This window comes from Paenibacillus sp. Y280 (assembly GCF_056786335.1).
Genome location: NZ_JBXCIW010000001.1, coordinates 414,971 through 440,675 on the forward strand (window position 1 = coordinate 414,971; position 25,705 = coordinate 440,675).

At 48.6% G+C, this 25,705-nt stretch carries 19 protein-coding genes; all 19 read right to left on the bottom strand.

What is annotated here, in order from left to right:
• Nucleotides 1-73: 73 nt before the first annotated feature.
• Nucleotides 74-1,018 (bottom strand): cysteine synthase A, encoded by a 945-nt coding sequence (gene cysK / locus AC1TPC_RS01895; protein ID WP_482065174.1) that lies wholly within the window; start codon nucleotides 1,016-1,018, stop codon nucleotides 74-76.
• A gap of 87 nt (nucleotides 1,019-1,105) precedes the next feature.
• On the bottom strand, nucleotides 1,106-2,941 hold the full coding sequence (locus tag AC1TPC_RS01900) for an ABC transporter ATP-binding protein (protein WP_482065175.1): 1,836 nt from the start codon (nucleotides 2,939-2,941) through the stop codon (nucleotides 1,106-1,108).
• Nucleotides 2,925-4,679: an ABC transporter ATP-binding protein gene (locus AC1TPC_RS01905; protein ID WP_482065176.1), complete on the bottom strand. Its 1,755-nt coding sequence runs from the start codon at nucleotides 4,677-4,679 to the stop codon at nucleotides 2,925-2,927. Before AC1TPC_RS01905 ends, AC1TPC_RS01900 begins: the two co-directional genes overlap by 17 nt.
• Before the next feature lie 26 nt (nucleotides 4,680-4,705).
• Nucleotides 4,706-5,620 (bottom strand): carbohydrate ABC transporter permease, encoded by a 915-nt coding sequence (locus AC1TPC_RS01910; protein ID WP_482065177.1) that lies wholly within the window; start codon nucleotides 5,618-5,620, stop codon nucleotides 4,706-4,708.
• Between the two features lie 17 nt (nucleotides 5,621-5,637).
• Nucleotides 5,638-6,504: a carbohydrate ABC transporter permease gene (locus AC1TPC_RS01915; protein WP_482065178.1), complete on the bottom strand. Its 867-nt coding sequence runs from the start codon at nucleotides 6,502-6,504 to the stop codon at nucleotides 5,638-5,640.
• Nucleotides 6,501-8,783 carry a DUF5696 domain-containing protein gene (locus AC1TPC_RS01920; RefSeq protein ID WP_482065179.1) on the bottom strand — a complete coding sequence of 761 codons (2,283 nt, stop codon included), beginning with the start codon at nucleotides 8,781-8,783 and terminating at the stop codon, nucleotides 6,501-6,503. Before AC1TPC_RS01920 ends, AC1TPC_RS01915 begins: the two co-directional genes overlap by 4 nt.
• On the bottom strand, nucleotides 8,780-10,921 hold the full coding sequence (locus AC1TPC_RS01925; RefSeq protein WP_482065180.1) for a YIP1 family protein: 2,142 nt from the start codon (nucleotides 10,919-10,921) through the stop codon (nucleotides 8,780-8,782). The genes AC1TPC_RS01920 and AC1TPC_RS01925 overlap by 4 nt, the downstream gene beginning before the upstream one ends.
• Nucleotides 10,922-10,939: 18 nt before the next feature.
• Nucleotides 10,940-11,824 (bottom strand): carbohydrate ABC transporter permease, encoded by an 885-nt coding sequence (locus AC1TPC_RS01930; RefSeq protein ID WP_482065181.1) that lies wholly within the window; start codon nucleotides 11,822-11,824, stop codon nucleotides 10,940-10,942.
• Nucleotides 11,824-12,828, bottom strand: coding sequence for a carbohydrate ABC transporter permease (locus AC1TPC_RS01935; protein WP_482065182.1), 1,005 nt, complete (start codon nucleotides 12,826-12,828; stop codon nucleotides 11,824-11,826). Before AC1TPC_RS01935 ends, AC1TPC_RS01930 begins: the two co-directional genes overlap by 1 nt.
• Nucleotides 12,818-15,805, bottom strand: coding sequence for an extracellular solute-binding protein (locus AC1TPC_RS01940; protein WP_482065183.1), 2,988 nt, complete (start codon nucleotides 15,803-15,805; stop codon nucleotides 12,818-12,820). The genes AC1TPC_RS01935 and AC1TPC_RS01940 overlap by 11 nt, the downstream gene beginning before the upstream one ends.
• Before the next feature lie 30 nt (nucleotides 15,806-15,835).
• On the bottom strand, nucleotides 15,836-16,945 hold the full coding sequence (locus tag AC1TPC_RS01945) for an ABC transporter ATP-binding protein (RefSeq protein WP_482065184.1): 1,110 nt from the start codon (nucleotides 16,943-16,945) through the stop codon (nucleotides 15,836-15,838).
• 33 nt (nucleotides 16,946-16,978) lie between these two features.
• Nucleotides 16,979-18,343 carry an ABC transporter substrate-binding protein gene (locus AC1TPC_RS01950; protein ID WP_482065185.1) on the bottom strand — a complete coding sequence of 455 codons (1,365 nt, stop codon included), beginning with the start codon at nucleotides 18,341-18,343 and terminating at the stop codon, nucleotides 16,979-16,981.
• A gap of 195 nt (nucleotides 18,344-18,538) precedes the next feature.
• Complete coding sequence (locus AC1TPC_RS01955) at nucleotides 18,539-19,126, bottom strand: thioredoxin family protein (RefSeq protein WP_482065186.1); 588 nt, start codon at nucleotides 19,124-19,126, stop codon at nucleotides 18,539-18,541.
• Between the two features lie 207 nt (nucleotides 19,127-19,333).
• Entirely contained in the window at nucleotides 19,334-20,692 is a 1,359-nt protein-coding gene (locus tag AC1TPC_RS01960; RefSeq protein ID WP_482065187.1) for an ABC transporter substrate-binding protein, read from the bottom strand.
• Between the two features lie 26 nt (nucleotides 20,693-20,718).
• Entirely contained in the window at nucleotides 20,719-21,057 is a 339-nt protein-coding gene (locus AC1TPC_RS01965; RefSeq protein ID WP_482065188.1) for a 4Fe-4S binding protein, read from the bottom strand.
• Nucleotides 21,054-22,682 (bottom strand): FAD-dependent oxidoreductase, encoded by a 1,629-nt coding sequence (locus AC1TPC_RS01970; protein WP_482065189.1) that lies wholly within the window; start codon nucleotides 22,680-22,682, stop codon nucleotides 21,054-21,056. Before AC1TPC_RS01970 ends, AC1TPC_RS01965 begins: the two co-directional genes overlap by 4 nt.
• A 98-nt stretch (nucleotides 22,683-22,780) precedes the next feature.
• On the bottom strand, nucleotides 22,781-23,407 hold the full coding sequence (locus AC1TPC_RS01975; RefSeq protein ID WP_482065190.1) for a nitroreductase family protein: 627 nt from the start codon (nucleotides 23,405-23,407) through the stop codon (nucleotides 22,781-22,783).
• Nucleotides 23,408-23,451: 44 nt separating this feature from the next.
• Nucleotides 23,452-23,832 carry a 4Fe-4S binding protein gene (locus tag AC1TPC_RS01980; RefSeq protein WP_482065191.1) on the bottom strand — a complete coding sequence of 127 codons (381 nt, stop codon included), beginning with the start codon at nucleotides 23,830-23,832 and terminating at the stop codon, nucleotides 23,452-23,454.
• Nucleotides 23,829-25,484: an FAD-dependent oxidoreductase gene (locus AC1TPC_RS01985; RefSeq protein ID WP_482065192.1), complete on the bottom strand. Its 1,656-nt coding sequence runs from the start codon at nucleotides 25,482-25,484 to the stop codon at nucleotides 23,829-23,831. Before AC1TPC_RS01985 ends, AC1TPC_RS01980 begins: the two co-directional genes overlap by 4 nt.
• Between the last annotated feature and the right edge of the window lie 221 nt (nucleotides 25,485-25,705).

Here is a 25,705-nt window from a genome sequence, read left to right on the forward strand (position 1 = left end):
ACATTTGGATGCATGCAAAAACGGACAGCCGCCGTTCTTAGCCAGCGCTGCCCGTTTAGATCTGCTTATGCTACTATAGCTGCTGCTCCTGCTGATACAGCACCGTTGACAAGTAACGCTCGCCGTTGCTTGGAATAACAGCGACAACGCGCTTGCCCGCGCCCAGCCTCTGCGCCAATTGAATCGCTGCGAAGACAGCAGCTCCGGAAGAAATGCCTCCGAGAATCCCTTCCTCCTTCGCTACCCTTCTTGCCGTTTCAAAGGCATCCTCATTGCTAACCTGAATGATTTCATTATAAATGTGAGTGTCCAGGATCGATTGAACGAAGCCTGCTCCGATGCCTTGAATTTTGTGCAAACCGGGAGCTCCGCCAGAAAGAACTGGCGACGAAGTTGGCTCAACGGCTGCAATATGAATGTTCGGAAAGCGCTCGCGCAGCACCTCGCCCGCGCCTGTAATCGTACCGCCTGTTCCGACGCCAGCTACGAAACCGTCCAAATTGCCGTCCAGCGATTCAATCGCTTTTACAATTTCCGGGCCGGTCGTTTCGCGGTGGATTTTCACATTAGCCGGATTGTCGAATTGCAGCGCCGGAAAATAGTCAGGATGCTTCGCCGACAGCTCCTGCGCTATCCGAATAGCTCCCTTCATGCCTTCTTGACCTGGCGTAAGCACTAATTCCGCGCCGTATGCCCGCAGCAGATTGCGGCGTTCCAAGCTCATCGTTTCCGGCATAACTAGAATCGCCTTGTAGCCTCTAGCCGCCGCAACCAAAGCGATGCCAATCCCCGTATTGCCGCTCGTCGCCTCAATTATCGTATCGCCCGGCTTCAGCTTTCCTTCATGCTCCGCCTCTTCGATAATGCTGATCGCAATGCGATCCTTTACGCTGCTGCCTGGATTAAAAAACTCCAGCTTCAAATAAATTTCCGCGCTTCCATCCGGCACCACCTTATTTAAACGAACCAAAGGCGTGCTTCCTATCAATTCGGTAATATTATTAACTACGAGACTCATCCGTCCTGCCTCCTTTAATAAAAATTTTTCTCTTCATCTCTCAATTAACGCTTTTGTTTGTCGAGAATGCTGGTGGGAGCGGCTGCTTCAACCTAATTTGCCCAGCTCAGTCTCCTTGCTCCCTTGCGAGTGGCGATACATCTCATCATAATAACCCCCGCGCTTAAGCAGCTCGGCATGTGTGCCGGACTCCACAATCTCGCCCTTATTCATGACCAAAATTCGGTCGGCTTGCATAATCGTTGACAGCCTGTGCGCAATGACGAGAGTCGTCCTTCCAACCGAAACGCGCTGAAGCGCCGATTGAATAAGCGTTTCCGTATGAGAGTCCAGATTGGCTGTCGCTTCGTCCAAAATTAATATTTTCGGCTCAAAAACGATAATTCTGGCGAATGAAATGAGCTGCCGTTCACCAGCTGATAAGCCGCTTCCACGCTCAGAGAGCTTTGTGTCATAGCCGTCCTTCATTTGCAGAATCAATGTGTCCGCGCCCACAAATTCACAGGCCCTGATAACCGCCTCCCTCGAAATACTCTCATCAAACAGACGCACATTATCAAGAATAGAGCCTGAGTAGAGATACGGCTCCTGTTGAACTAAACCTACGATGCGATGAAGAGATTGTTGCGGAATATCGCGAATATCGGTGCCGTCAATTTGGACGCTGCCCTGCTGCACATCGTAAAAGCGGCATAACAAGCTGATCAACGAGCTTTTGCCCGCACCGGTCGTACCTACTATTCCGATCATGTCACCGGCTTGAATATGAAGATCGAGATTGCGAATAATCGGGCTGCCTGCCGTATATTCAAAGGAAACCTCATTAAAATCAATTCGACCCTCCACGTCTGCCAGCGGCAAGTCCTTCGTTGCCGGCTTATCCGACACATCGGGCTGGATCGAAAATATCCCCCATATCCTGTTCACCGCTACCGAGGCCGATTGCAGCGTATTCCATTGCTGGGTAATCGTGTTGATCGGCTGGAAAAACTGGCGAATGTACGTAATGAAAGCATACAGTACGCCGAATTCAAGCGCGGAATCAAGAACAGCTAATCCGCCGAGCCATGTCACTAAAGCGATCGATAGATTGCTCAAAATTTCAAACGATCGGTTAAACAGCACGTTAGTACGGATCTCCCGCACATTGGCCTGAAAGTAGGAATTATTGCGCTCGGTGAACTGCTTTCCCTGCTCCTTCTCTTGGTGAAACACTTGAATCAAATTCATGCCAGACAAATTTTCCGCTACAAATGCAACAAGGCGGGATAAGCGAGTTCGAGCCATTTGATACGTTTTGCGCATATAAGAGCGAAAACCCATTGCGATCAATGCAATAATCGGCAGCAAAATAATACAATACAAGGCCAGCGTTACATCCAATTGGAACATCAGCACAATTATAAAAATTAACGTCATTCCATCCCGCATTAAGCTGAGCAGCACCTGACTAAAAAATTGGTTCAAAGCTTCCGTATCGCTTGATACATGAGTGATAAGACTGCCGCTAGGCACCTTGTCAAAATAGGACATCGACAGCTTCGTAATATGCTCGAACAGCTGCTTGCGAATTTTTGCAACGATGCTTTGCCCGGCGTATTGCAGCAAATTATTCTGAACATAAGTAAACAGCAGGCTCAATAACGACAGCAATAAATATACCGCGCCAATTAAGAGCAAGCCGCCGTAATCATTTTTGCCTGCCATCAAATTGTCGTCAATCGCAATTTTGACTAGAAAGGGCTGCAGCAGCTCCGCTGCAATCGCAATAATGGTACAGAAAAACACCCCGATTAATGCTAATCGATGCGGCTTGATATACTTCGCTAACACTCGAAAGGTTGAAATGTACTTAGGCTTGGCGGCTGGCTGGTTAAGATCCGTCTTCTGATCCATCTGCCAATTATTAATGGCCTGCGGCATGCTGGCTTCCCTCCTCCTGAATCGCGTGGAGTGTGGCGTACAGACCTTGCTGTGCAAGCAATTGCTCGTGCGTGCCCCGCTGTACGATCTCCCCCTCGTCCATCACGATAATTTCATCCGCATGCTTCAATGCGCTAATTCGATGAGCAATCAAAATCGTCGTCTTCCCTTTTCTGCTCGCGCGTATGGATTCAATAATATTCGTCTCTGTAACTGAATCAACGGCGCTTACGCTGTCATCGAGAATCATGACTGGGGATTCCTTGATAATGCCTCGGGCCAGACTGGTACGCTGCCTTTGTCCGCCGGACAATGTTACGCCCCTCTCGCCGAGCTTCGTCTCGAAACGATCTGGAAAATCAATAATATTATTATAAATTTGCGCTTGCTTAGCAGCCGCTTCCACTTCCTCAAGATTTGCATCGCGCCGATAAAAGGCAATGTTCTCTTTAATCGTTGTGCTGAATAAAAAGCCGTCCTGCGGTACGTAAGCGATCTGGCCGCGCAAGCTCTCCAGCGTCAAATCGCGAATATCGGTTTCATCAAACCATATCGTGCCGGAAGGGGGATCATACGTCCGCAGCAGCAGCTTCATTAAGGTCGTTTTGCCGCTGCCCGTCCTGCCCACGATGCCTAGCGTTGTTCCTGGCTTAATGTCTAAATTGATATTGCGCAGCGCCTCCTTAGAGGTATCCTCATAGGAAAAGGACAGATTATGAATGTGTATGCCGACATGCTGAAAATCGATAGCAAGCGCATCCTTTAATTGTTCAATATCCGGCTTCTTGCTGAGCAATTCATTCAGCCTCTCTAATGAAGCGCGTGAGCGCTGCATCGTATTTATGACGTTGCCTATTTGCTGCAGAGGGTTCATTAGCATCCGAATATAAAACATCAGCGCAACAAAGCTTCCAAGCGAAATCTGCTTCGTAATCGTCAAATATCCTCCAAGCGTGAGTGCGATAATAAGCGACAGCGAGCCAAGAAAAGGAATGAGCGCTTGAAAGAAAGAGGATACACGCACGAGATGCAGCTGATTGTCACGAATCCGATCAACCGTTTCGCCGAATCGGTGATTCATAATCGACTCCACCGCGAATTTTTTTGTCACGCGTATGCCGCCGAACTGCTCCTCTGCGGACTCCGTCATCTTGCCGAGCGATTCCTGAACCGTCGAAGAACGCTTACGGATCACTGGTCCAAATTTAACGACGATGATTGGAATGATAAGAAGCGGAACAACGCAGGCAATAATTAAATAGATAGGAATGTCACTGAGCAGCAGCATCGTGACCGTCGCTGCCAACAGGATCGTCGCGCCGGCCGTCTGATTGACACCCATCGAGATCGATTCTCGAACAGATGTCACGTCATTCATAAAGTAGCTTAGCAGCTTGCCGACACCATTCTTCGAATAGAAGTTTTCACTTAATCCAGTAAAGTGGTTAAATAACTTCTTCCGCGTCAAAAACTCAAACAGCCGGCCGACATACATGACCAAATATTGCGCGACGCCGCCGATTAGGACAAAGCCTGCCCCAATGCCGAGCAGCTGCCAGCTATAATTTACGACAGCGGCCTTGGACAGTTCCCCAGCCTGCAATTCGTTCGTAAAGTCGCCGAGCACCTTCGGAAATTGAACATGAATGCTGTTTGCAATGAAATGGAACAAGATCGAAAAGAAATAAATGTGCCACGTCGCCTTAAAAAAATCAGCTAATAATCGTTGTGACTTCAAATGATGATCACTTCCTGTCCGTTTTTTCATTCTACCAGCCCAGTTCGTTCTACGCCTTCGACAAACCACCTTTGAGTAAATGTATACAGTATTAGCAGAGGCAAAATGATTAAAAATGATGCAGCCATCTTAAGCGGTTCGATAAATACGCGTAATCCTCCCTGATCCGACTCCATACTGAGCGATGCATTCAGCTTCGCCATTCCGATTGAAAGGGGGACATCCGCAGCGCCAAACATGTACATAGACGGATAATAAGCGTCGTTCCAAGTCCACACGAATGAGAATAAAAAGACAACAACGATGGCCGACTTTGAAATCGGCAGCATGACACGGAAGAAAATACGAAATGCCCCTGCTCCATCCATTCGCGCTGCTTCCTCCATTTCCTTCGGAAGGGCCGCAAAAAATTGGCGGAAAATAATAATGAACAGCGCTCCCTTAAGGCCATGACCGAACAGCGCCGGTACGACCATCGGTAAAAACGTATTGATCCAGCCCAAATCCTTAAACAGCAGGATAGACGGCAGTATCGTGACTTGCGGCGGCATAATGAACGTAAACAGCAGCGCAGCAAACAAAAGCTTCTTGAAAGGAAAATCCAAGCGGGCAAATGCATAGCCAGCCACCGCGCAGGATACAACCTGAAGCACAGCTACCAATCCCGAGACGCTGAGGCTGATTGTGAAGCTCTCCGCATAATTCAACAGCTTGTAGGCTTCGGCCAAATGACCGCCATAAATCGCTCTGGGTACCCAAATGACGGCTGGATCAAGCAGATCGCCTGCATTTTTCACCATCGTCGCAACCATGTAGAATACCGGCTTCAAATAAATGAAAGCTACGTCAATAAGCAGCAGGTACATAAATAGTCGGAAGAACAAGCCCTTGTCTGCTTCTATTCCGACGAGCTTCAACCTGATTTGAGCTATTTTCCTCATGAGGCACCTCTTTCCGGTTAGCGCTTGATCGCCAACGATTTATTTACTCTGCTGAAAATCAACATCGCTATCCCGATGAATAAAAGTACAATCATGAAGTAAATCCACGCTAACGCGCTTGACACGCCGTAGTTCTCCGTCGTTACCTTACTGATAATCGGGTTGGATGGGAAGGTGAATAAATCGACAATCGTATAAATGACGTTTAAGAAAATAAACGGGATGAGGCCTGGCAGCGTAATTTTCCAAAATGTGCTCCAAGGACCAGCTCCGTCAATACGGGCAGCCTCATAGACCGATCCCGAAATTGTCTGGCGTCCAGCAAGGAAAATTAAGATTTGAACCCCGGAGTACCAAAGGACAAGCACAAAGGAACCAATCACATTCTCGATCGGAGTGGCCCATGCAGCTGGAATATAATCTGCCAGAGAGGTGTCGACACGCAGGCCTTCGATGATCGACAGCTCGCCTTCGCCCTGCGCAATGAACTCGGTAATAATTTGACCCGATGAGAAAATAACAGGCAGGAAAAAAATAACCCGAAACAACGTGCGGCCATAAAACTTCAAGTTAAGCATAATCGCAACGAGCTGTGAAAATACGATAATAATCGGTATCATAATGAGCGCTTCCCTCAAAAAAGGAAACAGGTCATCATAAAGCAATCCGCCGTCCGCGAATAAAATTTCACGGTAGTACTGCAAGCCAACCGGCGTTGTATTAACCCCTGTTATCGTAATGCGCACCTGATGAAAGCTCATATAAAGCGAATAACCGAGTGGAAAAGCAACAAATGCCAGAAATCCGATTACCCATGGCGCTATGAACAACGAGCCTTCCAGCTTGCGGAGCGCTGCCGAATTCACATTTCTTTTTTTAGTCATCGCGCCCCGCCTCCCGTCTTCAAGATAAAGCTTTTCCCCTCAACTCGAATGCTTCCGTCTGTGTACGGCTCTGCGTTGTAATTAACGATGATCGTTTTGCCGCCTTCATAAACCGTCTCTTTAACGCCCGAAGCAATTGTTCTATGACCGATAATAAAGCGATCCTGGACGTCGCCAAGTGCTTCATTCATTCGCTGATATTGCTCTGCGGCAGATTCCTTCCAATCCCGATAGTTCATGCTGTAGTACCAAACGGAATATGCCTGCTTGAATTTCCCATAAGAAGCAGCGGTGAATACATAGGAGGGATAAGCGCCGAGCTCGATGCTGCGCAAGAAGTCGGTATTATACTCATCACTCAGATTCGCCCACTCCGAAGAATAAGTAACGAGCCCATGCAAAACGATTTGAGAAAACGGGACCGCTTCATCCACGAAAATATCATAGGAATAATCATCTGCGATCCGATGGATATGGTTAACCCCAGCAAGTGAATAGAAGCTGGCGTTTTCTATGCCGGCGCCGCCAAGCTCCGTTTTCACAAGCTCAATCAGTACTTGCTGGCCCGATAATACCTCGGCCCTGCTCGCTTGGTGGCGGCTGTTGAAGTCAGTATTCAATACGCTGCCGATACCGCCCGTAAAGAGAAGGCCATCCGCGCCAAGTGATTTATAATCGTCTAAATCAGACTTTGCCTCCTGAATGCCAAAAAGCGGGCTAGTGAGCGTGATGGTATCGCCATTTATACGGTTATGCTGCTCCTGCAGCGTGCCCGCCAAATTTCGCAGACCGTCATTAAGCGCCCAGAAGCCGCCGCGTCCGCTGCTGTTCAATGAGTAATTGGCCGTCAAATATACGGAAGCATTGAGCTCGTGCGCTGCTTTAATAAAGGACTTCATCCCGTCGTTTCCGCCAAGCCGCTTATCCACCGGGAACAATCCTCCGTAGGAACTGTAGCCCCATTTTTGCCACCCGGCATATATGACTGATAGATTGGCTATTCCTGCATCGCGGAGATCCTTCACCATGACCTCCGCCTGCTTGGTTGTCGTCCCCTTAATGTAGTCATCCCACAGCAACCCTTGCTTCAAATCGGCGCCAATAATATCGACATAAAGCGGAATGCCGGAAGTTGACGCTTTTAGCCGCTCCAAGCCGTTTTCTTCTACTAAATAGTTTCGATACACCGCCGCCATCGCCGTATAGTCGGTCTTATCTCCTTCAAGCGGATAATACCTTGTTGACCGTGACGGCGCTTCGAATCGGTTCTTACTATAGGTATAGAAGCCTTCATTTCCTTGCTTGTTCGTGCTTTGGAAAAACTTGATCCTATACTGCCACTCCGGGGTTATCCAGTTGGATTGTCCCAATGCTCCGGCAGGAGCGGCGAACAGCTTCGCATATTCCTCTCCATCGGTCATGACACCCAAAAATGACTGTTCACCAGACTTTAATCCGAAGATCGGCATTTTGATTTCCTGTCGGTTTGTTTGCTCGTTATAAAATGCGATGTCAGCGCCGTACACATTTTCGCGGTAGGTCGATTTGTCATTTGTACGGTTCTCATCGAACCTTATCAATGCTCCCGCGCCATCAGGCAGCAGCAGGTAACCGTCCTGGCCGCGCGAAGGCTCAGCGCCGAACAATGGATACAGCTTCAGATTCAATAAGCTAAGGTCGCCTTCTTCAATCTCGCTGTCAATGACCTTCGTTTCCACATAATCGCCCTCGAGTTTAACCTCAACTGGAATTTTAAATTTTGAACGTTCAAAGTGGAAGGTAACCCGAAAACCGTCCTTCACCGTTTGAAAATTTTCGAGAACGCCCTTCTCCTCCATCCAATTGGTCAGCTTCGACTGTGATTTGGAGTTGGACGCATCTATATATTCAAGCATAATCGGTGACATCAAGCTGCTCTTCCACGTCCCGCTCGTCGTCTCTGACTCCCAATATTCCGGATTCGGATAGGAGCGCCATAGCTTTCCTGTCTGTTTGCTCTCCAGCTTGAAATGTGCGGTTCTCTGATCTACCCACAGTACAAAACGGTCGGATTCTGATGCTTTGCTGAAGCCTTCTTCAACCGGAAGACCCGGTTCTACAGGCTGCGAAGTTTTTACCGCCCCTTCCGAAATACCAGGTGAACCAATTGAAGCAACAGCTCCTCCCTGCTCCTCCGAGTCTATGGACGTCCGTGTATATGACTGAAGCACCAACAATCCGATAAGCAGCAGCGCAATTATGCCCGAAGCCGATAGGAAAACGATCGTATTGCGTTTCATCGGATCGTCACCTCCTGATAAACCGAATAAATAAAGTTAATAAGCTCCGTCGTTAAGCTGAACACGATAAATAACAAAACCGCGCATATAAGCATCGTCAGAACAGACAGCAGCAAATTAATGATCGTTTCCCCGACGCTGTAATTTTGAATACCCTGTACCTTCCAAAATATAAGCAAAGCGACCCAGCCGTACAAGCCATATTCAAGAAACGTAAATATCGATTGCTCACTGAGCGTCAGCACATTAGATAAAAGGGTTAAAGGCACTCCAATTAGGAGGAACGGAAAAAGTGCATACGCGCTTCCATAAACGACGTCCCGAAAGCGGCCTTCTCCTTGATTTAAGGAGCTTACCAAATAATTGCATATGACAAAGCCAAGCCATATAACAATGAACTGTATGAGAACTGTAATAATTTGAAGCTCTACTATAATAGAAGGATTAAATATAAAGCTCGTGCCCGCCTGCATGACCGCGTAGGACGCAAGAGCAAGTGTGAGTATAATGAAGCTGCTAAGGGGACCGCCCTTTTGCTCGTATCTAATAGCATGAAAGCCGTCAATGGGGTGCCTCATCACATAAAAAACATGCTTCAGCTGTTCAATCAACGGATTTGCAGCCCTGCTGCTTATCTTCTTGCGAACCTGCCAGCCCAGCCTTCTTGCTCCAAATCGCGCCACCAGGAAAAGAATGGCCGCGCCGATCAGTACGTTCATAAACAAACCAAAATGGGATTGAAACCAGAGCAGACGATTTTGCCAAAAAGAATCGGAATAGCCCTGTGCAGAGCCTGCCAGTCTGAATAGCTGCTGCGCCCGTTTGTACTCCCCCTTCTTATAGGCTGCCTTCGCCAGTCCTAAAATCGCGGGAGCGTAATAAGCATGCAGCCGATTGACCTCCTGCCATAACGGCTCGCTTTCCTCATATCGGCCATCCTGCGTAAGTTGATTCGCTTTATGAACGAGTGCTCCGAATTCCGAGAGGCGATAGGTCTGCACAATATTATTTTCACTGTCCAGAATAAACAAATCACCCGCAGCATTCGTTTCGATCGCTGTCGGCATTTTGACAATACCGAGCTTTGTTGATGTATCTCCGAGCACTCCGCCCCAGAAGAAGAGCAGATTGCCGTTCCCGTCGTATTGACTGACGATATTAAGCTTAGAATCAATGACCGTAATGTTTCCATTGCTATCAACGGTCAAATCATTTAATTGCGGGCCGCCTGTGCTCCCTCCTCGGTACACATATTCCCCGTAGCTGCCATCCGATAACGTATCCGAAAATTCACCTTTGCCCGCAAGCTGATCAAGCCCGGCAATATTAAGCTTCTTCAACTGGCCTTTTTGAACTTCCTTCGTTACGGTATAGATAAAACCGCTATCGTCCTTGTCCGCGCTGGAAATCGATCCTGGCAGCTTGCTAATTTCCCGTTCATACATTTCGCGTGTATAAAAAAAACGTTTGATCGAATCCGTAAGGGAATAGCTCGTTTTATTGCCTCCGAAGAAGCTTTGAAACTCACCCTTCGGGTCAAGCTGCAGCAGACCTTGGTATCCGCCCAGCGTCGCTATATACAAGAAGCCCCTTTTATCCACGACAAGCTTTATCGGGTCAAACTTGAACTCCTCCGGGATAAGCTTCGACTTCGGTCTGTCAAACGCTAAGAGCAGCTTGCCGTCGGCATTCAATCGAACCACCCTGTGATTGCCTGTATCCGCGATGTAAATATCGCCGTCCTGGTCTACGTATAGACCTTGCGGACGATTAAGGGGACTGTCCGGAGAATCTATGATGCGGATCAGCTTGCCGTTAGCATCTAAATGCACAATGCGATTGTTGCCCGTATCTGCAATATAAATATGATCCTTATGATCGATAAACAAATCCTGCGGCTGATTAAACGGCGAGAAGACGGCTTGGCTCGGATTAGCCGGATTAGCTATGAACAGCTCTTTGCCGATAATCCCTGTCGGCGTGTAAGCAGCTTGCATCTCAAACAGCTGGTTGTAATTGTCTTTATAGTAGGTATGATAAGGGACATCCGCGAGAACACGCTCCGGATGAATGGATACTAGTGTTGCAAATGCCGCAATCATAAGCGGCAAAAAGCGAAATGACAGCCGCTTAAGCATCAGCTTAACCCACCTTTCTTATTTAATGCCGGAATGCGCCATCGTCGTAATAACCTTGCCCTGCAGGAAAATAAATACGATTAAATTAGGTACAAACATAATTAGCGATGCGACAGCCGCCGCTCCCTGCATCGAAACGTTGTTTGCCAGATTATTAGTGAGGGTAGATAGAAAGAACGCAAAGCTTTTCATCTCATCATCGAGCATAAATAGCGCGGATGTCTCTACATTGCCCCATGAATTTTGGAAGGCTAGAATGGCGACCGTTGCGATAGCCGGCATGCATACCGGCACGACGATACGCAGAAACAATACGAATTCATTGGCTCCGTCGATACGTGCTGCCTCAAGCAATGCATCGGGTATTTGATCAATGAATTGCTTGAGCAGAAACACGCTGATCGGCATAGCCATCATCGGAAGAAGATGCCCGAGATACGAATTCATAATACCGAGATTGCTGACGACGAGATAACGGGGTATTTGCACAACTTCAGGCGCAAACATTAGCGTTAGCAATATCGCCGAGAAGACGAGCTTAGCGCCGGGAAACTTATGTTTCGATATCGGAAAAGCACAAAGCGCGCTTACTCCCGTTACGAGGATGATCGCCATACTCGAAATAAACAAGCTATTGAACAAATAACGAATCATCGGCACCGTCGACCGCGAAGTAACTGATAGAAGCTCGTTAATATTTTGCAAGGAAGGTTCTTGAACGAAAAAAGTTGGCGGATACACGAAAAGCTCATGATAGGGCTTAAAAGCATGATTGAAAATATATACGATTGGCAGCAGCATAAAAATGGACATGACGACCATTAACAGAGTCAGCAGCTTCTGGAAGCCGTCCATCGATTGCAGCCGAGAACCCTTTCGCAGCAGCGATAGCCAGCGCAGCATCACTCATCCTCCTTCGAGCCGAATAAGCCCCAGCTTAATTTATTGGATGCGTACATAAGCACCAAGAGGAATACCGAAATAGCCGCAGCGTAGCCCATCTCGAAGCGTATAAACCCAAAATCGTCGATATGATTAATGATTAAGTGGCCGGAATAAGCAGGAGTCGGGTTCGTACCGGACAGCTCTACGCCGATCGCTCCCGTCTTAAAGGTCGTCACAATCGCCATCACTGCCCCAAACAGCATTTGCGGTTTCATCGATGGAATCGTAATGTACCAAATTTCCTGCAAGCGGCTTTTCATCCCGTCTATTCTTGCGGCCTCGTAATAATCGCGGTTTACATTAAGAATACCCGCCAGCATCGCCAAGAAGCCTACTCCCATACTGGACCAAAGCGTCACGATAATCATCGAATTCATCAGATACGAAGGATCGGTTACCCAGAGCTTCGGCACATCGATAATGCCTAGACGAAGCAGCACGCTGTTTAAATAGCCGATTCTATCGCCAGTCAGCATTGGAAGCCATACAATCGACATCGCGATACCAATCGTTAGCGAGGGTGTATACATAGCCAGCGCAAACCATTTGCGCGATTTATCAGGAAGCTGAGAGATGAGCCATGCCAGCATAAAGGCGGCAAAATAGCCGCCAGGACCGACGATAATCGCAAATTTAAAGGTATTCGGCAAAGCGTGCTTCAGAAATAATAAATCCTGCGATATGAGATACTGAAAATTTTGCCAGCCAATGAAGCGCGGCGGCTCAATCGCGTTGAAATAAGTGAAGCTGAGCGCGACGGCCGCCAGTACCGGAATAGCAATGAAGGCTATAAAGCAAAGCATAAACGGAGCAATAAATAAGTAGCTTAGCCGGTATGACCATATTTCCCTCAAAAGGCTGGGAGGAGCTTTGACAGCGGAATGCTTCGCTTCCTTCACGACCGTTTTTGCGTTCGTTTTTTGCGCTACCGCAATGCTGCTGCCGGACAGTTTACCTGACATAATCGTCCACTCCTTCCCATGGCGAATTTACTTTCGGGAATTCGAGCGACTTGAGAGACTTGCCAGTCTCGTCGATAAACCCAAATTCCTGCTGCTTTCGTCTTAGCTCCCGATTGACATCGAGTATAGCCGCTTCAAGCGATGCCCGGTAGTTCATTCCATCAACGACTGCGCGAACCCACGCATTGTTAAGCTCTCTGCCGAGGAAATAACCGCCAGGCGGATTCACTTTATCCTTATACCATTTCCACTGCTTCAAAATGACATTTGCATCCTCGGTTTTCCACGGAAGACGAACGAAAGCCTCGACATTGGATGTGTTCCAACGGAAGGATACGCCGTTGATTGACTCCAGATCAGATCCATAACGTTCCTGCACGTCGGTAGAAACCCACCATTTCATAAACTCCCATGCTTGTTCCTTCTTGTTTGAGGCTTCAAAAATAACGCCTGTCGTCTGCGCGCCTCCTGCCCAGCGGCTGATTGTGCCGTCCGCTTGCTCGGTGCCTGGAATCATGGCAATTCCCCATCTGCCGTTAAGCTCCGGCGCGGCCGCGGCAAGCTGAACATACATGTTATAATCCGAAATGCCAATCGGCATCGTACCGTTGCGGAAATGCTGATAGAAGCTCGGGACTTGCTTCTCAAGCGCATACGTATTGAACAAATCAGTCCACTGCTTGAAAGCTTTGAAGCCTTCAGGCGAGTCAAGCGCCGTTGTGAAGCCGTCCGGATCGTAAAACTCCACGCCATTTTGCAAAATGAACGGAAGAAATTCTCCGGGGTCTACGTAAAAGTTCATAAAATTTTGCTGCAAGGCCGGAAGCATATCGTAGACATCCTGCCACGTCTGCGGAATTTCCAGCCCCAACTCCCGCATGATATCCTTACGGTAATACAGCACCTGGAACGACTGCGTCTCCGGAACGGCATAATAACCTTTGTCATAATAAAGCGGCAGCCAAGAGCCTGGACTAAACCGGTCAAACATCTCGTTAAAGTCAGAAAATTGCGTGAGATCAGTTACGCTGCCCCTGATCGCATAATCAACCGGCAAATCCTGCGATAAGCCTAGCGCGATATCAGGTTGAAGTCCCGCTGCATTCGACATGACAAGCAGCTGAGAGTTCGGCAGCAAATTAACTTTGACCTTTATGCCTGTGGCCGGGGTAAACAACTCATCCGTCAGCTCCTGCAATTGCGTCACATAGTCCCGGCCGCGCTGAACCCATACATTAAGCTCTTTATCATCCATATCGCTGAGGCTTTCTCTCGAATGGAATGAGTAAAAGAAATTAGCAAGCTGCCCCACCGTCTTAGCACCTAATGACGCCGTCATTTTCGGAAAAGCCTTTTCGATCGGCGCGATGTAAATCTCGTCAAGCTGCAGAGGCTGCTTATAAAGATTCACAACATAGTTATTAATCTTCTCATCAATGGACGAGATCTCATCCATATGGTAGGGAATGTCATCAATCGTCTTCAACAGCTCGCGCAAATCGGAGGCCGATGAACGGAAACCTTCGCTCGTGCTGTCTTTGCGGCCATTAACCACTGCCATTTCGTCGGCCAAAACATCCAGATTGACTGCGGCCATTTCTAGCCGTTCTCTCAGATCCGGCAAGTCCCGAGCGATCTTCCAGGTTCGGTTGCGATCCGTTTGGCCGCCTGTAAGGGATCGCAAATCCTGATCAACCGTTCGGAGCAATGCACTTAAATTTTCAATGCCGCGTATGATTGGACTGACCGTGGAATGCGTAAGCGCCATCGATAAGGTGTGCGGCCCCTTCTCTAAATAAATGGCATATGGCTTATCTTCTTCATCTGACAGCACCGTACCTTGCCAAGAAGAGGCATAAGGGAATCTATAGGTCAGAAATGCATCAAAAGGGATTTCTCCGTCAATGCGAACGGTTCGAAAAGATGCTTTCTGGGAGAAGCGGCTTTGCAGTGTTCGCAATGCGATTTTGTACAGACCGCTCTCCGGCGCCTCGAATGTCCACGCAACCTCTTGATTCGGCCAGTCCCAGCTTACGCCCCCAACGGTGTTGTACGTAATTCTCCCCTTTGCAAGCGGGACGGATCGTTGATCGCGATCAAACATCATTTGGACAGACGGATCATTTTTGGAGGTCATTTGCTCAGCTTGCAGCGTGATGACCTTCGCCTCTACCGGCTCGCTCGCCGGATAGGAGGCCAATGACTCCTCATAGGTCAAAAGCTTCTGCGGCGGCTGAAGCGAGATTTCGCTTATCGCAACGGGCTCATAGCCTTCGAAGCGAAGACTGTGGACACCCTTGGTGAAATGCCACTTCAGAGGCTCAGCATAATTTGCGCCTGAGTCGATGAATGGAACCGTTGACCATGTGGATATATCGACGGAGGTGGGACGAATCTGGTCACCGTCTTCGTTTTTTTGCGGCAAGCCGCTATCCTTCCACTGTCGGTAAAGGGTAATAGAGGAGGCTTCCCGAAAAGGACGCTTTCCGTCTACTGTGACATCCCACACAATGGGGCGTGTAAAGCCCCTGCCAAGCAGCGGATGATAGGAGGCATGAATTTCATATAGCCCATCCTGCGGGACATCGACCGTATACTCAATCCAATTCGTATTGGTTGAATTCCAAATTAACACATCATTCTTCTGCTCGTAGCTCCCGGTATGAATGACTTTATCATCGGATCTCCCGGAAGGAGCCGCTGCATGAATGATGACCTGCTTATCAGCAGGCTTCACCCCCTGCTCCTGCAGAGTGCTTATCACTTTCGCATAATAGGGCTCAAGGTCAGCCTCGGCAAGCGACGAACTTTCCCACTCTACGAAAGCTTTTTCTAATTGATTAGGCCGATATGGACCCGCTTTAACCGCAGTATCGTCCCCTGACATCCAACCTATGAAGAAAAGAATTAGCAGCCCCACTGCAACAAGCGGAAATGCAAATTTAAACGTTTTTGAAAGTAAGATAGTGCTCACCATATAACAGCGCGCTCCTTTCCGAACGACTCGTTAGACCGTCATTCGTTTCCCGCTGTCCGTATCAAAAAACAAGGCCTTGGACATATCCGGGACGATCCGAATCTTCTCGTTATCCTCGCAATGATAATGGGCATGGACCCTTACGACGAGCAAACGGTCTTGACCGATATTCAAATGCAAAAAGCGGTCGGCACCCATCAGCTCGCTGACCTTGTACTCACCCGTAATAATGGCATCCGAGTAAAGACCCTCCGGTCCAATATTTTCCGGTCTAATGCCAAGCGTTACTCGTTTGTTCACTTTATTGTGATGCCTGAGAATGGCCGCAGCCTCATGATGAATCGGAAGCTCAAAGCGTGAGGCTCTGAATTTAAGAACCCCTGGAATGTCCTCCGTTATTTTCCCTTCAATAAGATTAATTTGCGGGGAGCCGATGAAGCTCGCTACGAACATATTGGTTGGCGTCGTATAAACGACCTCAGGCGTATCGATTTGTTGAATGATGCCTTCCTTCATGACAACTATCCGATCGGCCATCGTCATCGCCTCAATTTGATCATGAGTGACATAAATAAAGGTAGCTCCCAGCGTTTTATGCAGCTTAATGATTTCCATGCGCATTTGCACGCGCAGCTTGGCGTCCAGATTGGACAGCGGTTCATCCATGAGAAATACTTGAGGGTTGCGAACAATCGCTCGGCCCAGTGCTACACGCTGCCGTTGTCCACCAGATAATTCTTTCGGTTTTCGGTTTAAGTACGGCTCAATCTCCAATACGCGAGCTGTTCGGCGCACCGCCTGATCAATCTCGTGCCTAGGATGCTTGCGAAGACGGAGACCAAATGCGATATTCTCAAAAACGCTCATGTTCGGATAAAGCGCGTAGTTCTGAAACACCATCGCAATATCGCGATCTTTCGGCGGCAGATGGTTTACCAACTGCTCGCCGATGTAAATTTCTCCCTCGCTAATATCCTCCAATCCTGCAATCATGCGAAGCGTTGTTGATTTTCCACAGCCGGAGGGTCCGACGAACACAAGAAATTCTTTGTCCTTTATCTCAAGGTGAAAATCATTCACGACAATCTGCTTATCCTTGCCATATCGTTTGTACAAATGATTAATGCGGATGCCTGCCACAAGACCACCTCCCCTAAAATATCGTTTTATGGCCTATTGCGTTTTTCCAAGCGTTTCGAGATCTTTCTCAATGGCTTCCTGTGCGGTCCGAAGCGCTGTATTCACATCCTGACCGTTGACAGCAACGCTCTTGGCCGCTTCGTTTAAGTGCTTGCGCACCTTGCTTTCGAACTTATGAGGCTTAATGACGCTGCGCGGCTCCGCCTTGAATATATTTTCAATTTTCTTTCCGCTTAGCACGGGAATATCCGCTCCGTACAGTTGTTCGAACGCTTCGCCCTCTACAGTAGGTACTCGGCCGTTGCGTGCAAGCAGCTCCTGCCCTTCATCCGATAGCACATTTGCAATGACTTGGAAAGCTTCATCCTTATGCTTGCTCGATTTCGTCACGATTAAGGAGTGGATGTTAGCCGCTTTGCCTGTGCCCAGGTTTTCGCTGAAGTTTGGAAATGGAGCAAAATCCCAGTTCAGCTCTGTGCCTTGCTGACGCAGTTCTTCAAGCGGCCCGAGTAAATGTGCGATATTGAAGGGCAGCATAGCCAAATTTTGCTCATTAAAAAAAATGTCATCATCATTCGCATATTCAAAGCGGCCATCAGACCCGATATAGCCTGGGACCTCGAAGCTCTTTTGCAAGGTGTCGAACACTTTCTTCCAGCCCGGTGTCGTTACATCTGCTTTGCCGGCAGCCGGATCAACAATGAACAGGTCAAGGCCGGATGAGATATTAGTAGGTCCGAATAAATCAATGCCGATATAGTTAACGCCGTTATCCGTTCTAGTTACCTGCTTGCCCAGCTCGATTATCTCATCCCAAGTGGATTGGTCATCCTTCGGGTACGATACGCCGAATTTATCAAAGATGTCTTTGTTATAGAAGAGAACCGGAAGATTGACCGAAAATGGAATAGCCGCCAATTCGTTAGGCTCCGAGTATTTCTTAATCGTGTCCAGCACTACAGGCTTCAAGCGGCTTAGGTCTGTTTGATACTTATCGACATAAGGCTGAAGGTTCTCGACTAAATCCAAATCCTTAAAGGTTGTCGATACTGCTGATGTACTTGCGAAAATAATATCTGGTACCGTGCCCGCTGTAATAAGCGGCTCCAACTCAACATCCTCGGGAGCATCTACCCATTCAAGCGTAATATGCGGATACTTTTTCTTAGTGGTCTCCACTAGTATTTTTTGAAATTCTGTCTCCGTGACCGTAATTCCGGCTCTTAACACCTTCAACGTGATCGGTTCGGGACTGCTTTCCTTTGCACCATCTGTTTCATTGCTTGTGCTTGTATTCGTGTTCGATTCCTCCGGCTTGTTTCCGCTATTTGATGCGCAAGCCGTTACCATAGCCAATACCAATATCACACTAATAAAGAGCAAACTTATTTTTCTCATGTTCATAGACCCATCCTTTTTTGATTTCAAATTTATAATCATACAAAAAAGAAGACGCACTTCTAATACAGAAGCACATCTCCGTTTTTACGGTCGACCTACAATAACCTATTAATCATAAACAGAAAAAACATCCACAACTGAGGCATATTTCGCTTCAGTCCGCGGATGTCCTCTCATGCTGCTGTATAACTTCTAGTTAAATACGAGATCACATGCTTCTTCCGGCATCCAGCGCTTGTCTTTGCCTTCCCATTTCACATTGCAGCCGAGCGGATTTGTCAGAGGCACAGCTACTTCACGGCCTGCCAAATAATCCTCCAGCGCATTTTCCAAATCGTGAACTGTAATTTTTTCCGCGTCTTTCGGAGAGTCCGTAGCGCGGCCCGTGTAGATAAGCTTGCGATCCGCATCAAATACGAAGAAATGCGGCGTTCTCAGTGCACCGTATGCCAAGGCAGCTTCTTGCTTCTCGTCATACACGTACGTCCATGGGAAACCATGTTCTGCAATGCGCTCTACCATCTTCTCATAAGAATCCTCCGGATAAGCCGTAACGCTGTTCGAGCTGATGCCGACAAACGACACGCCTTGCGGCGCATACTTATTAACCGTTTGACGCGTTACCTCATCCGACCCCTTTACAAATGGACAATGATTGCAGGTAAAGAATACAACTAATGCTTTTGAATCTGCGAAGTCGCTTAAGCCATAATGCTTCCCATCTGTTGCAAGTAGATTAAAATCTGGAGCCTTTTCACCAATTGCTAACGTAAAAGCCATAATTTTTATCATCCCTTCTTCTATTATGTAGGTTCCACCGGTGTAAGGAATAAAAAAAGGAGACATTCCCTTGATAGGGCATGTCTCCGGTTTTCCGGTAGGATCAGCTACATTTATAATATCATACTATTCCTATCTGTCAAGTATGTTTAATATTTTCGACAAAACGCTTATGAACCTGATCGGCCCCTAAGCCATGTTATAACGCTACTTATTCGTCTTCTCCAATGATTCAAGATCCTTGTCGATCTTCTCCTTGGCCGTACGGAGCGCCGTGTTCACATCGATGCCGCCTACCGCGATGTCCTTAGCCGCTTCGTTCAAATACTTCGAGATTTTACCTTCATAACGATTCTCGGCGTTCAGATTGCGCGGCTTCGTTTTGAAAATATTTTCTATCGTCTTTCCCTTCAACACTTCAATATCCGCTCCATACTCCTTCTCAAGCTCCGGGTTGTTTAATACGGATACCCGGCCATTGCGGGTAATGATTCGTTGGATCTCATCAGACAGCAAATAGTTAAGCACCTGATAAGCCTTGTCCTTATGCTGACTCGTTTTTGTAATCGCGAATCTGTGCACATTGATTTCTATACTGGTGCCTAACGCCTCTTCAAAGTTCGGCTGCGGCGCAAAGTCCCAGTTCAGCGTTATTCCTTCCTTCCGCAATTGCTCAAGCGGGCCGACAAGCTGTGCCAGGTTATGCGTATACATGGCTATGTTCTGATCAACGTAGAATACATCATCCTTGTCGATATGGCGGTAGTCATCATCTGGACCAATAAATCCAGGAATTTCATATAAACGCTTTAGTACGTTATAGACCTTCGTCCACTCGGGAGAAGTCACTGCCGCTCGATTCGTCGCAGGATCAATAATATCGAGCGATAGCCCGCTGCCCAGTCTTCCCGCCGCCAAGTCGATGCCGATATAATTAACGCCGTTGTCCGTCCGCGTCAGCTGCTTGGCAATATCGAGAATTTCATCCCACGTCTTCGCTTCATTAATGTATGGCACATTAAATTTATCGAAAATATCCTTATTTACGTAAACAACTGGTAAATTAACCGAGAATGGAAACTGGTTTCCTTCAGACGATTGATTGATTGCGGAAACAACCTCAGGCTTTAAGCGACTTTCATCGTAGCCGTACTTCTCCTTTAATGGAGCTAAATCTGCAATCAAATCCTTTTCCTTCAGCTCCGCGTAGCCTCCGCCGAATATGATATCAGGTACAACCCCTTGGGTTAGCAGCGGTTCGATTTCCGACCCTTCCGGAACATCGATCAGCTTGATTTTGATATGCGGAAATTTCTCCTCCACCGGCTTAAAGTAAGTATCCACCTCTGTCTGCGTCAATGTCACTCCGCCGTACTTAAATATAGAAAGCTCCACTTCCTTCGGCGCTTCCGTTTCCTTTGGTTCTTCGGACGGAGAGGATGCTGCTTCCGCCGAACCGCTGTTCAACTTATTCGTGGCGCTCGGGGTATTGCCTTGTCCGCATGCCGCAAGAAAAACTGCTAACGCAACTAAACTGATCAAACTAATCAAAGATTTCTTCCTCATACAAACCACTTCTCCCTTATAAGTGATTAATTCCCATTACGGACCCGTCGCAAAATCGGAGTCGTATCATTGGCTGCCATAGATATCCTTCCATTGCTTCCCCAACCGATTACCGACCGCCAGCTGCCCAGCTTGTTGCTTGCTATTAGCTCTTTCTCATCCACTTCAATCTTTTCGTCGGCATGATACGCGACATAAAGGGCATCCACAGGACAATAGGCTTCGCACATGAAGCAGGTTTGACAATCCTCTTGCCTTGCGATGACGGGCAGCCCGAATTCATTTGTATCAAACACATTAGTTGGACATACTTTCACGCAAAGATTGCACTGGATGCACCGATCCTCGCTTACAAGCTCAATCATATTGTTAATGCCTCCTTAATAACTACTGGCTGCGGTACGTCCGTGCGAATGCCCGGAACCGCCTCTGGTTGAATTCGGATGTCTTCAAAGCCTGAAAGGAGCAATCGATGGTTCAACGCCGGATCAAGCTCCGGATACTCTTTCATCGTATGCATGCCTCGGGTTTCCTTACGCGCTAAAGCAGCGGTATACATCCATCTCGCATTGGCAACCATCGCCGCCGCCTCTCTCGCTTGAACGCGTCCCGTTGTCGTCGGCTGCACCTTCCCCTGTACGAGCGGCCAGAGCTTATGCAGTCTCTCAAGCGATGCTTGCAGCACCGGTTCACTGCGGAAATAATTAATATTGAGCGGAAACATCTCACGCTGCACCTGCTCGACAACACGGCGGGATTCGATGATATCGCCTGACGCAGCCGTATGCTCAAGCCCGTAACGACCAGCAGCACGAAGAGTTCGTTGCGAGGCTTGTTTTGTTTGCTTAAGGGAATATTCGGCAGCGCCCTTTCCTGTCCAAGTTCCGGAAGCTATCGCCCAGGAAGCATTGTAGGCCCCTCCGCCTGAGCGAGCGCCCGCCGTCTTCTCGCGGGAGGCGGCATCACCCGCGGCGAAGAGCCCCTGCACAGAGGTTTCGCAATAATCTCCTACAAGCCGAATACCGCCGGTACCGCGAATCGTTCCTTCGTAACGCATAGCGATCGGAAAGCGCTGCGTGAACGGATCGATGCCGGCGCGATCAAAGGGAACGAACCAAAGCGGCGTTGCAGCTCTTATTATTGCCTGCTTCTCAGGCGTATTGCCCTGCGTGAGCGTGGCATATACAGGACCTTTTGCCAGATGCTTGGCGAAGAAGTGGTCCTGTCTTGGACCGCCTTCATGAAGAACATTGCCTTCCTCATCATAAAATGAAGCGAATCCTAGAACTCTGTTCCTCGTCACTGTGCCGAAAGCAGCAGTCGTTGCATATTGCCGGCTGAATTCCATGCCGGAGAGCTCAACGCCTAATTCGGCAGCCATGAGCTGGCCATCCCCTGTTTGAACGTTGCAGCCGAGCCCTTTGCTAAGAAAAGCGCAGCCTCCCGTAGCAATAACGACCGCATTCGCCCGCACCTCCCATGACCGCCCGTCTAACCGCGCGATGCCTCGAGCTCCGCCAACCCCGTGCTCATCCACGAGAAGTTCCAGTGCCGGATGCTGATCCAATATCGTAACCCCAGCCTTCTTTACGACACGCCGCATGAGCTCCATATATTCCGGACCCTGCATATGAGACTTATACAAATTCCCGTTATCATCCAAAGGAAACCGATAGCCCCACTTCTCCACAAGCTGTATATTCAAATATGCTTGTTCCATTAGCCTGTGAATCCAGACGCCTTCCGACAAGAATCCGCCGGATTTCAACCGATCCTGCACAGACTCCTCCCGTTTCTTAACGTCAGGCTCCACGTAGAGAAAGCCTGTTCCGCCGGGAGCGGTTGCGCCGCTTGTCCCCAAATATCCTTTATCGACTAAAACCGTCTTTGCTCCATGGGAAGCAGCGCTCCATGCCGCCCAGGCAGCAGCAGGCCCTCCTCCAATAATCAACACATCAGCCGTTATCCTTATATCTGTCTCCGCACTCACCGCAGATCCTCCTCTATTCAAAAAAATAAAAGATGTATCTCGTTATGAAATACATCTCCGTTTATACGGTCGAAATCTCTATACCAACATCCTCATCTTTATGTTTTGATAGTTAATATACTATCACTCAACCTGCGGCGGCTTGTTGGAAGCTCCTTATCATGGAACGAGGCATCAAGCGTATCCAGCCCCCCGCGATAGCCTAGTGCAATAACCGCATGAAGCGCGATGTCTTCCGGAACTTGCAGAACCTCGCGCGCCAACGCGTGGTCGAAGCCTCCCACTGCCCTCGTCGATAACCCAAGCAGCGAAGCTTGCAGCGCCAATGTCGCCCAGGCTGCGCCGGCATCAAAGGCATGGGCTCCGTTCAGATCACCGTTTTCCTTTACCTTTGCTGATGCAAGTAAAAGCAATACCGGAGCTTTAGATGTCCAAAGCTGATTTCTCGGCTTTATAAAGGTTTGGAACACTTCAAGCTCCCTAGCATCCTTCGCTACGAAAAAACGCCATGGCTGAGCGTTGCTTGCGGAAGGCGCCCAGCTTGCAGCCTCCAATACGGTATAAAGCACTTCATCAGTAATCTTCGCATCGGAATAAGAACGAGGCGACCATCGGTTCAATATAAGCGGATGGACAGGAGATTCAGGTTTCCTGTTCTCCGCAACCTCCTTGCTGTATTGCTGCAAACCTTCTGCTTCAATAATATGACGTTCAACCTTGCTCATGCTCATCCTTCTCCTCTTCTACTATACGTTTTATGTTCTATGTTCTAGCTTGTTTGGACATTAACATCGGATACTCCTGCTGCACGGACTGGACGCTGCGGCAATATACGATTTATAAAAGATGTTTTATCAATCGCCGCCAGCTTCGTTCTTCCCGGACCCCAGCCAATTGTTGCTCTCCAGCTGCCCAGAACGCCGCGCTGCGCCAAATCGCTCTCATCCACTTCGACTATTTCATCTGCATACGGCGATACGTAAAGCGCATCAACCGGGCAATAGGCTTCACAAATAAAGCAAGTCTGGCAATCCTCTTGCCTAGCGATGACGGGAGCGCCGCCTTGCACCTTATCAAACACGTTAGTCGGGCAAACCTTAACGCATAAATTGCATTGAATGCAACGATCCTCGCTTACAAGTTCAATCATCCTGCTTGCACCTCCTTCAGGTCTCCCGCCTGTGCAGCAGCGGGTATATTATGCTCTGGCGCATTTGTTTGAGCAGGTGCTGCCGACTCAGGCCGAACCTGAATATTCTCAAGACCGGATACGAGCAGACGATATTGCTGCTTCGGATCGACATCCGGATATTCGGCGAGTACATGAAGCCCTGCTCCGCGTGACTCTTTCCGTGCGAGCGCTGCGGTATAGATCCAACGCGCTGTTGCTGCCATTGCCGCAGCTTCCCTTGCATGCACCCGGTCATGCACCGTAGCAGGAGCTTGCCCATTTACTTTGGTCCATAGCTGGTTCAGCCTATCAAGCGACTCGGTTAAGCCTGCCTCCGTCCGAAAATAATTGATTTCAAGCGGCAGCATTTCGTTCTGAATCGCTTTAACCAATTCGCGGGTATCAACTGCTTTCTCACCAGGCCTCGATTCCTCCTGCAGGCCATATCTTCCCGCAGCGCTTAACTTGCGCGCTCCAGCATCGACAGAAGAGGATAGCGCGAATTCCGCTGCGCCTTTTCCTGCCCATGTTCCGGAGCAAATCGCCCATGAAGCGTTGAACGCCCCGCCGCCTGATGCTGCGCCCGTAATTCGCTCACGCGTTGCGGCGTCTCCTGCCGCATAAAGCCCCGATACCGTGGTCGCGCAATCTTCGCTAACAATCCGGATACCGCCTGTACCGCGAACCGTTCCTTCATACCGCAGCGTCAGCGGGAAAGGCTCCGTAAAGACATCAATGCCTGCACGATCATATGGCAAAAAGAAAATGGCATGGGATTCTCGAAGGATAGCTTGCTTCTCAGGTGTGTCTGCTTTATTCATAATGGCATACACAGGCCCCTCCAGCAGCTTTGACGCCAGAAAATCTCCATTGCGCTGTCCGCTCAGCTGATTGCCGTCTTTGTCGTAATATGTCGCCCAGCCAAGCAATCGGGAGCGAGTATTCGTGCTATACGCCGGGCTTGGCGCATAACGCCGCGAAAACTCCATGCCGGAGAGTTCGGCGCCAAGCTCGGATGCCATTAAGTATCCGTCCCCGGTAAGTACGTTGCAGCCGAGACCTTTGCTGAGAAACGCACAGCCGCCTGTCGCTATTACAACGGCATTGGCTCGAACCTCCCATTCACGGTCTTCCTGCCGAGAAATGCCGCGAGCGCCGCCGACTCCTCTCTCATCGGTCAGAAGCTCCAAGGCGGGCGAGTGATCCAATATTTTGACCCCAGCCTTCTTGACGACACGACGCATTAAGCTCATATATTCAGGACCCTGCAGATGATCGCGCATCGGCGTACCGCTCTCATCACGCACGAAAGGATAGCCCCACTTTTCCACAAGCTCTAAATTAATGTAAACCTGATCGAGCACGCGATGAATCCAGTGCCCCTCCGCTAAGTACCCCCCCGACTTTAGACGCGCCTGCACGGCTGCTTCTCTTAGTTCTTTATCAGGCGGCAAATACAGCAAATTTGTTCCGCCAGGCGCAGTCGCTCCGCTGGAGCCGAGATATCCTTTATCTACAAGTATCACTTTGGCTCCTTGAGATGCCGCACTCCAAGCCGCCCATGCGCCGGCAGGTCCTCCGCCTATAACCAATACGTCCGTAACAAGTTTCAAATTTTCCTGTTCGCTCATCGTTATGCCTCCGTTACGTATCATGTTTGGAATCCCGTCGCCTACAAAAAAAAGGAGATGCAGATTGATTATCCAATCTTACATCTCCACATATATGGTCGATGGCTGCTAAGAAAAAAAGAATTCCTAGCGGTATAGTATGAATTTAAAATTATTTCGAATGTTAACACCTCTGAACATTTTTGTCAACATGTTTAGCCGACTTAAGATTTGCTTCGCGT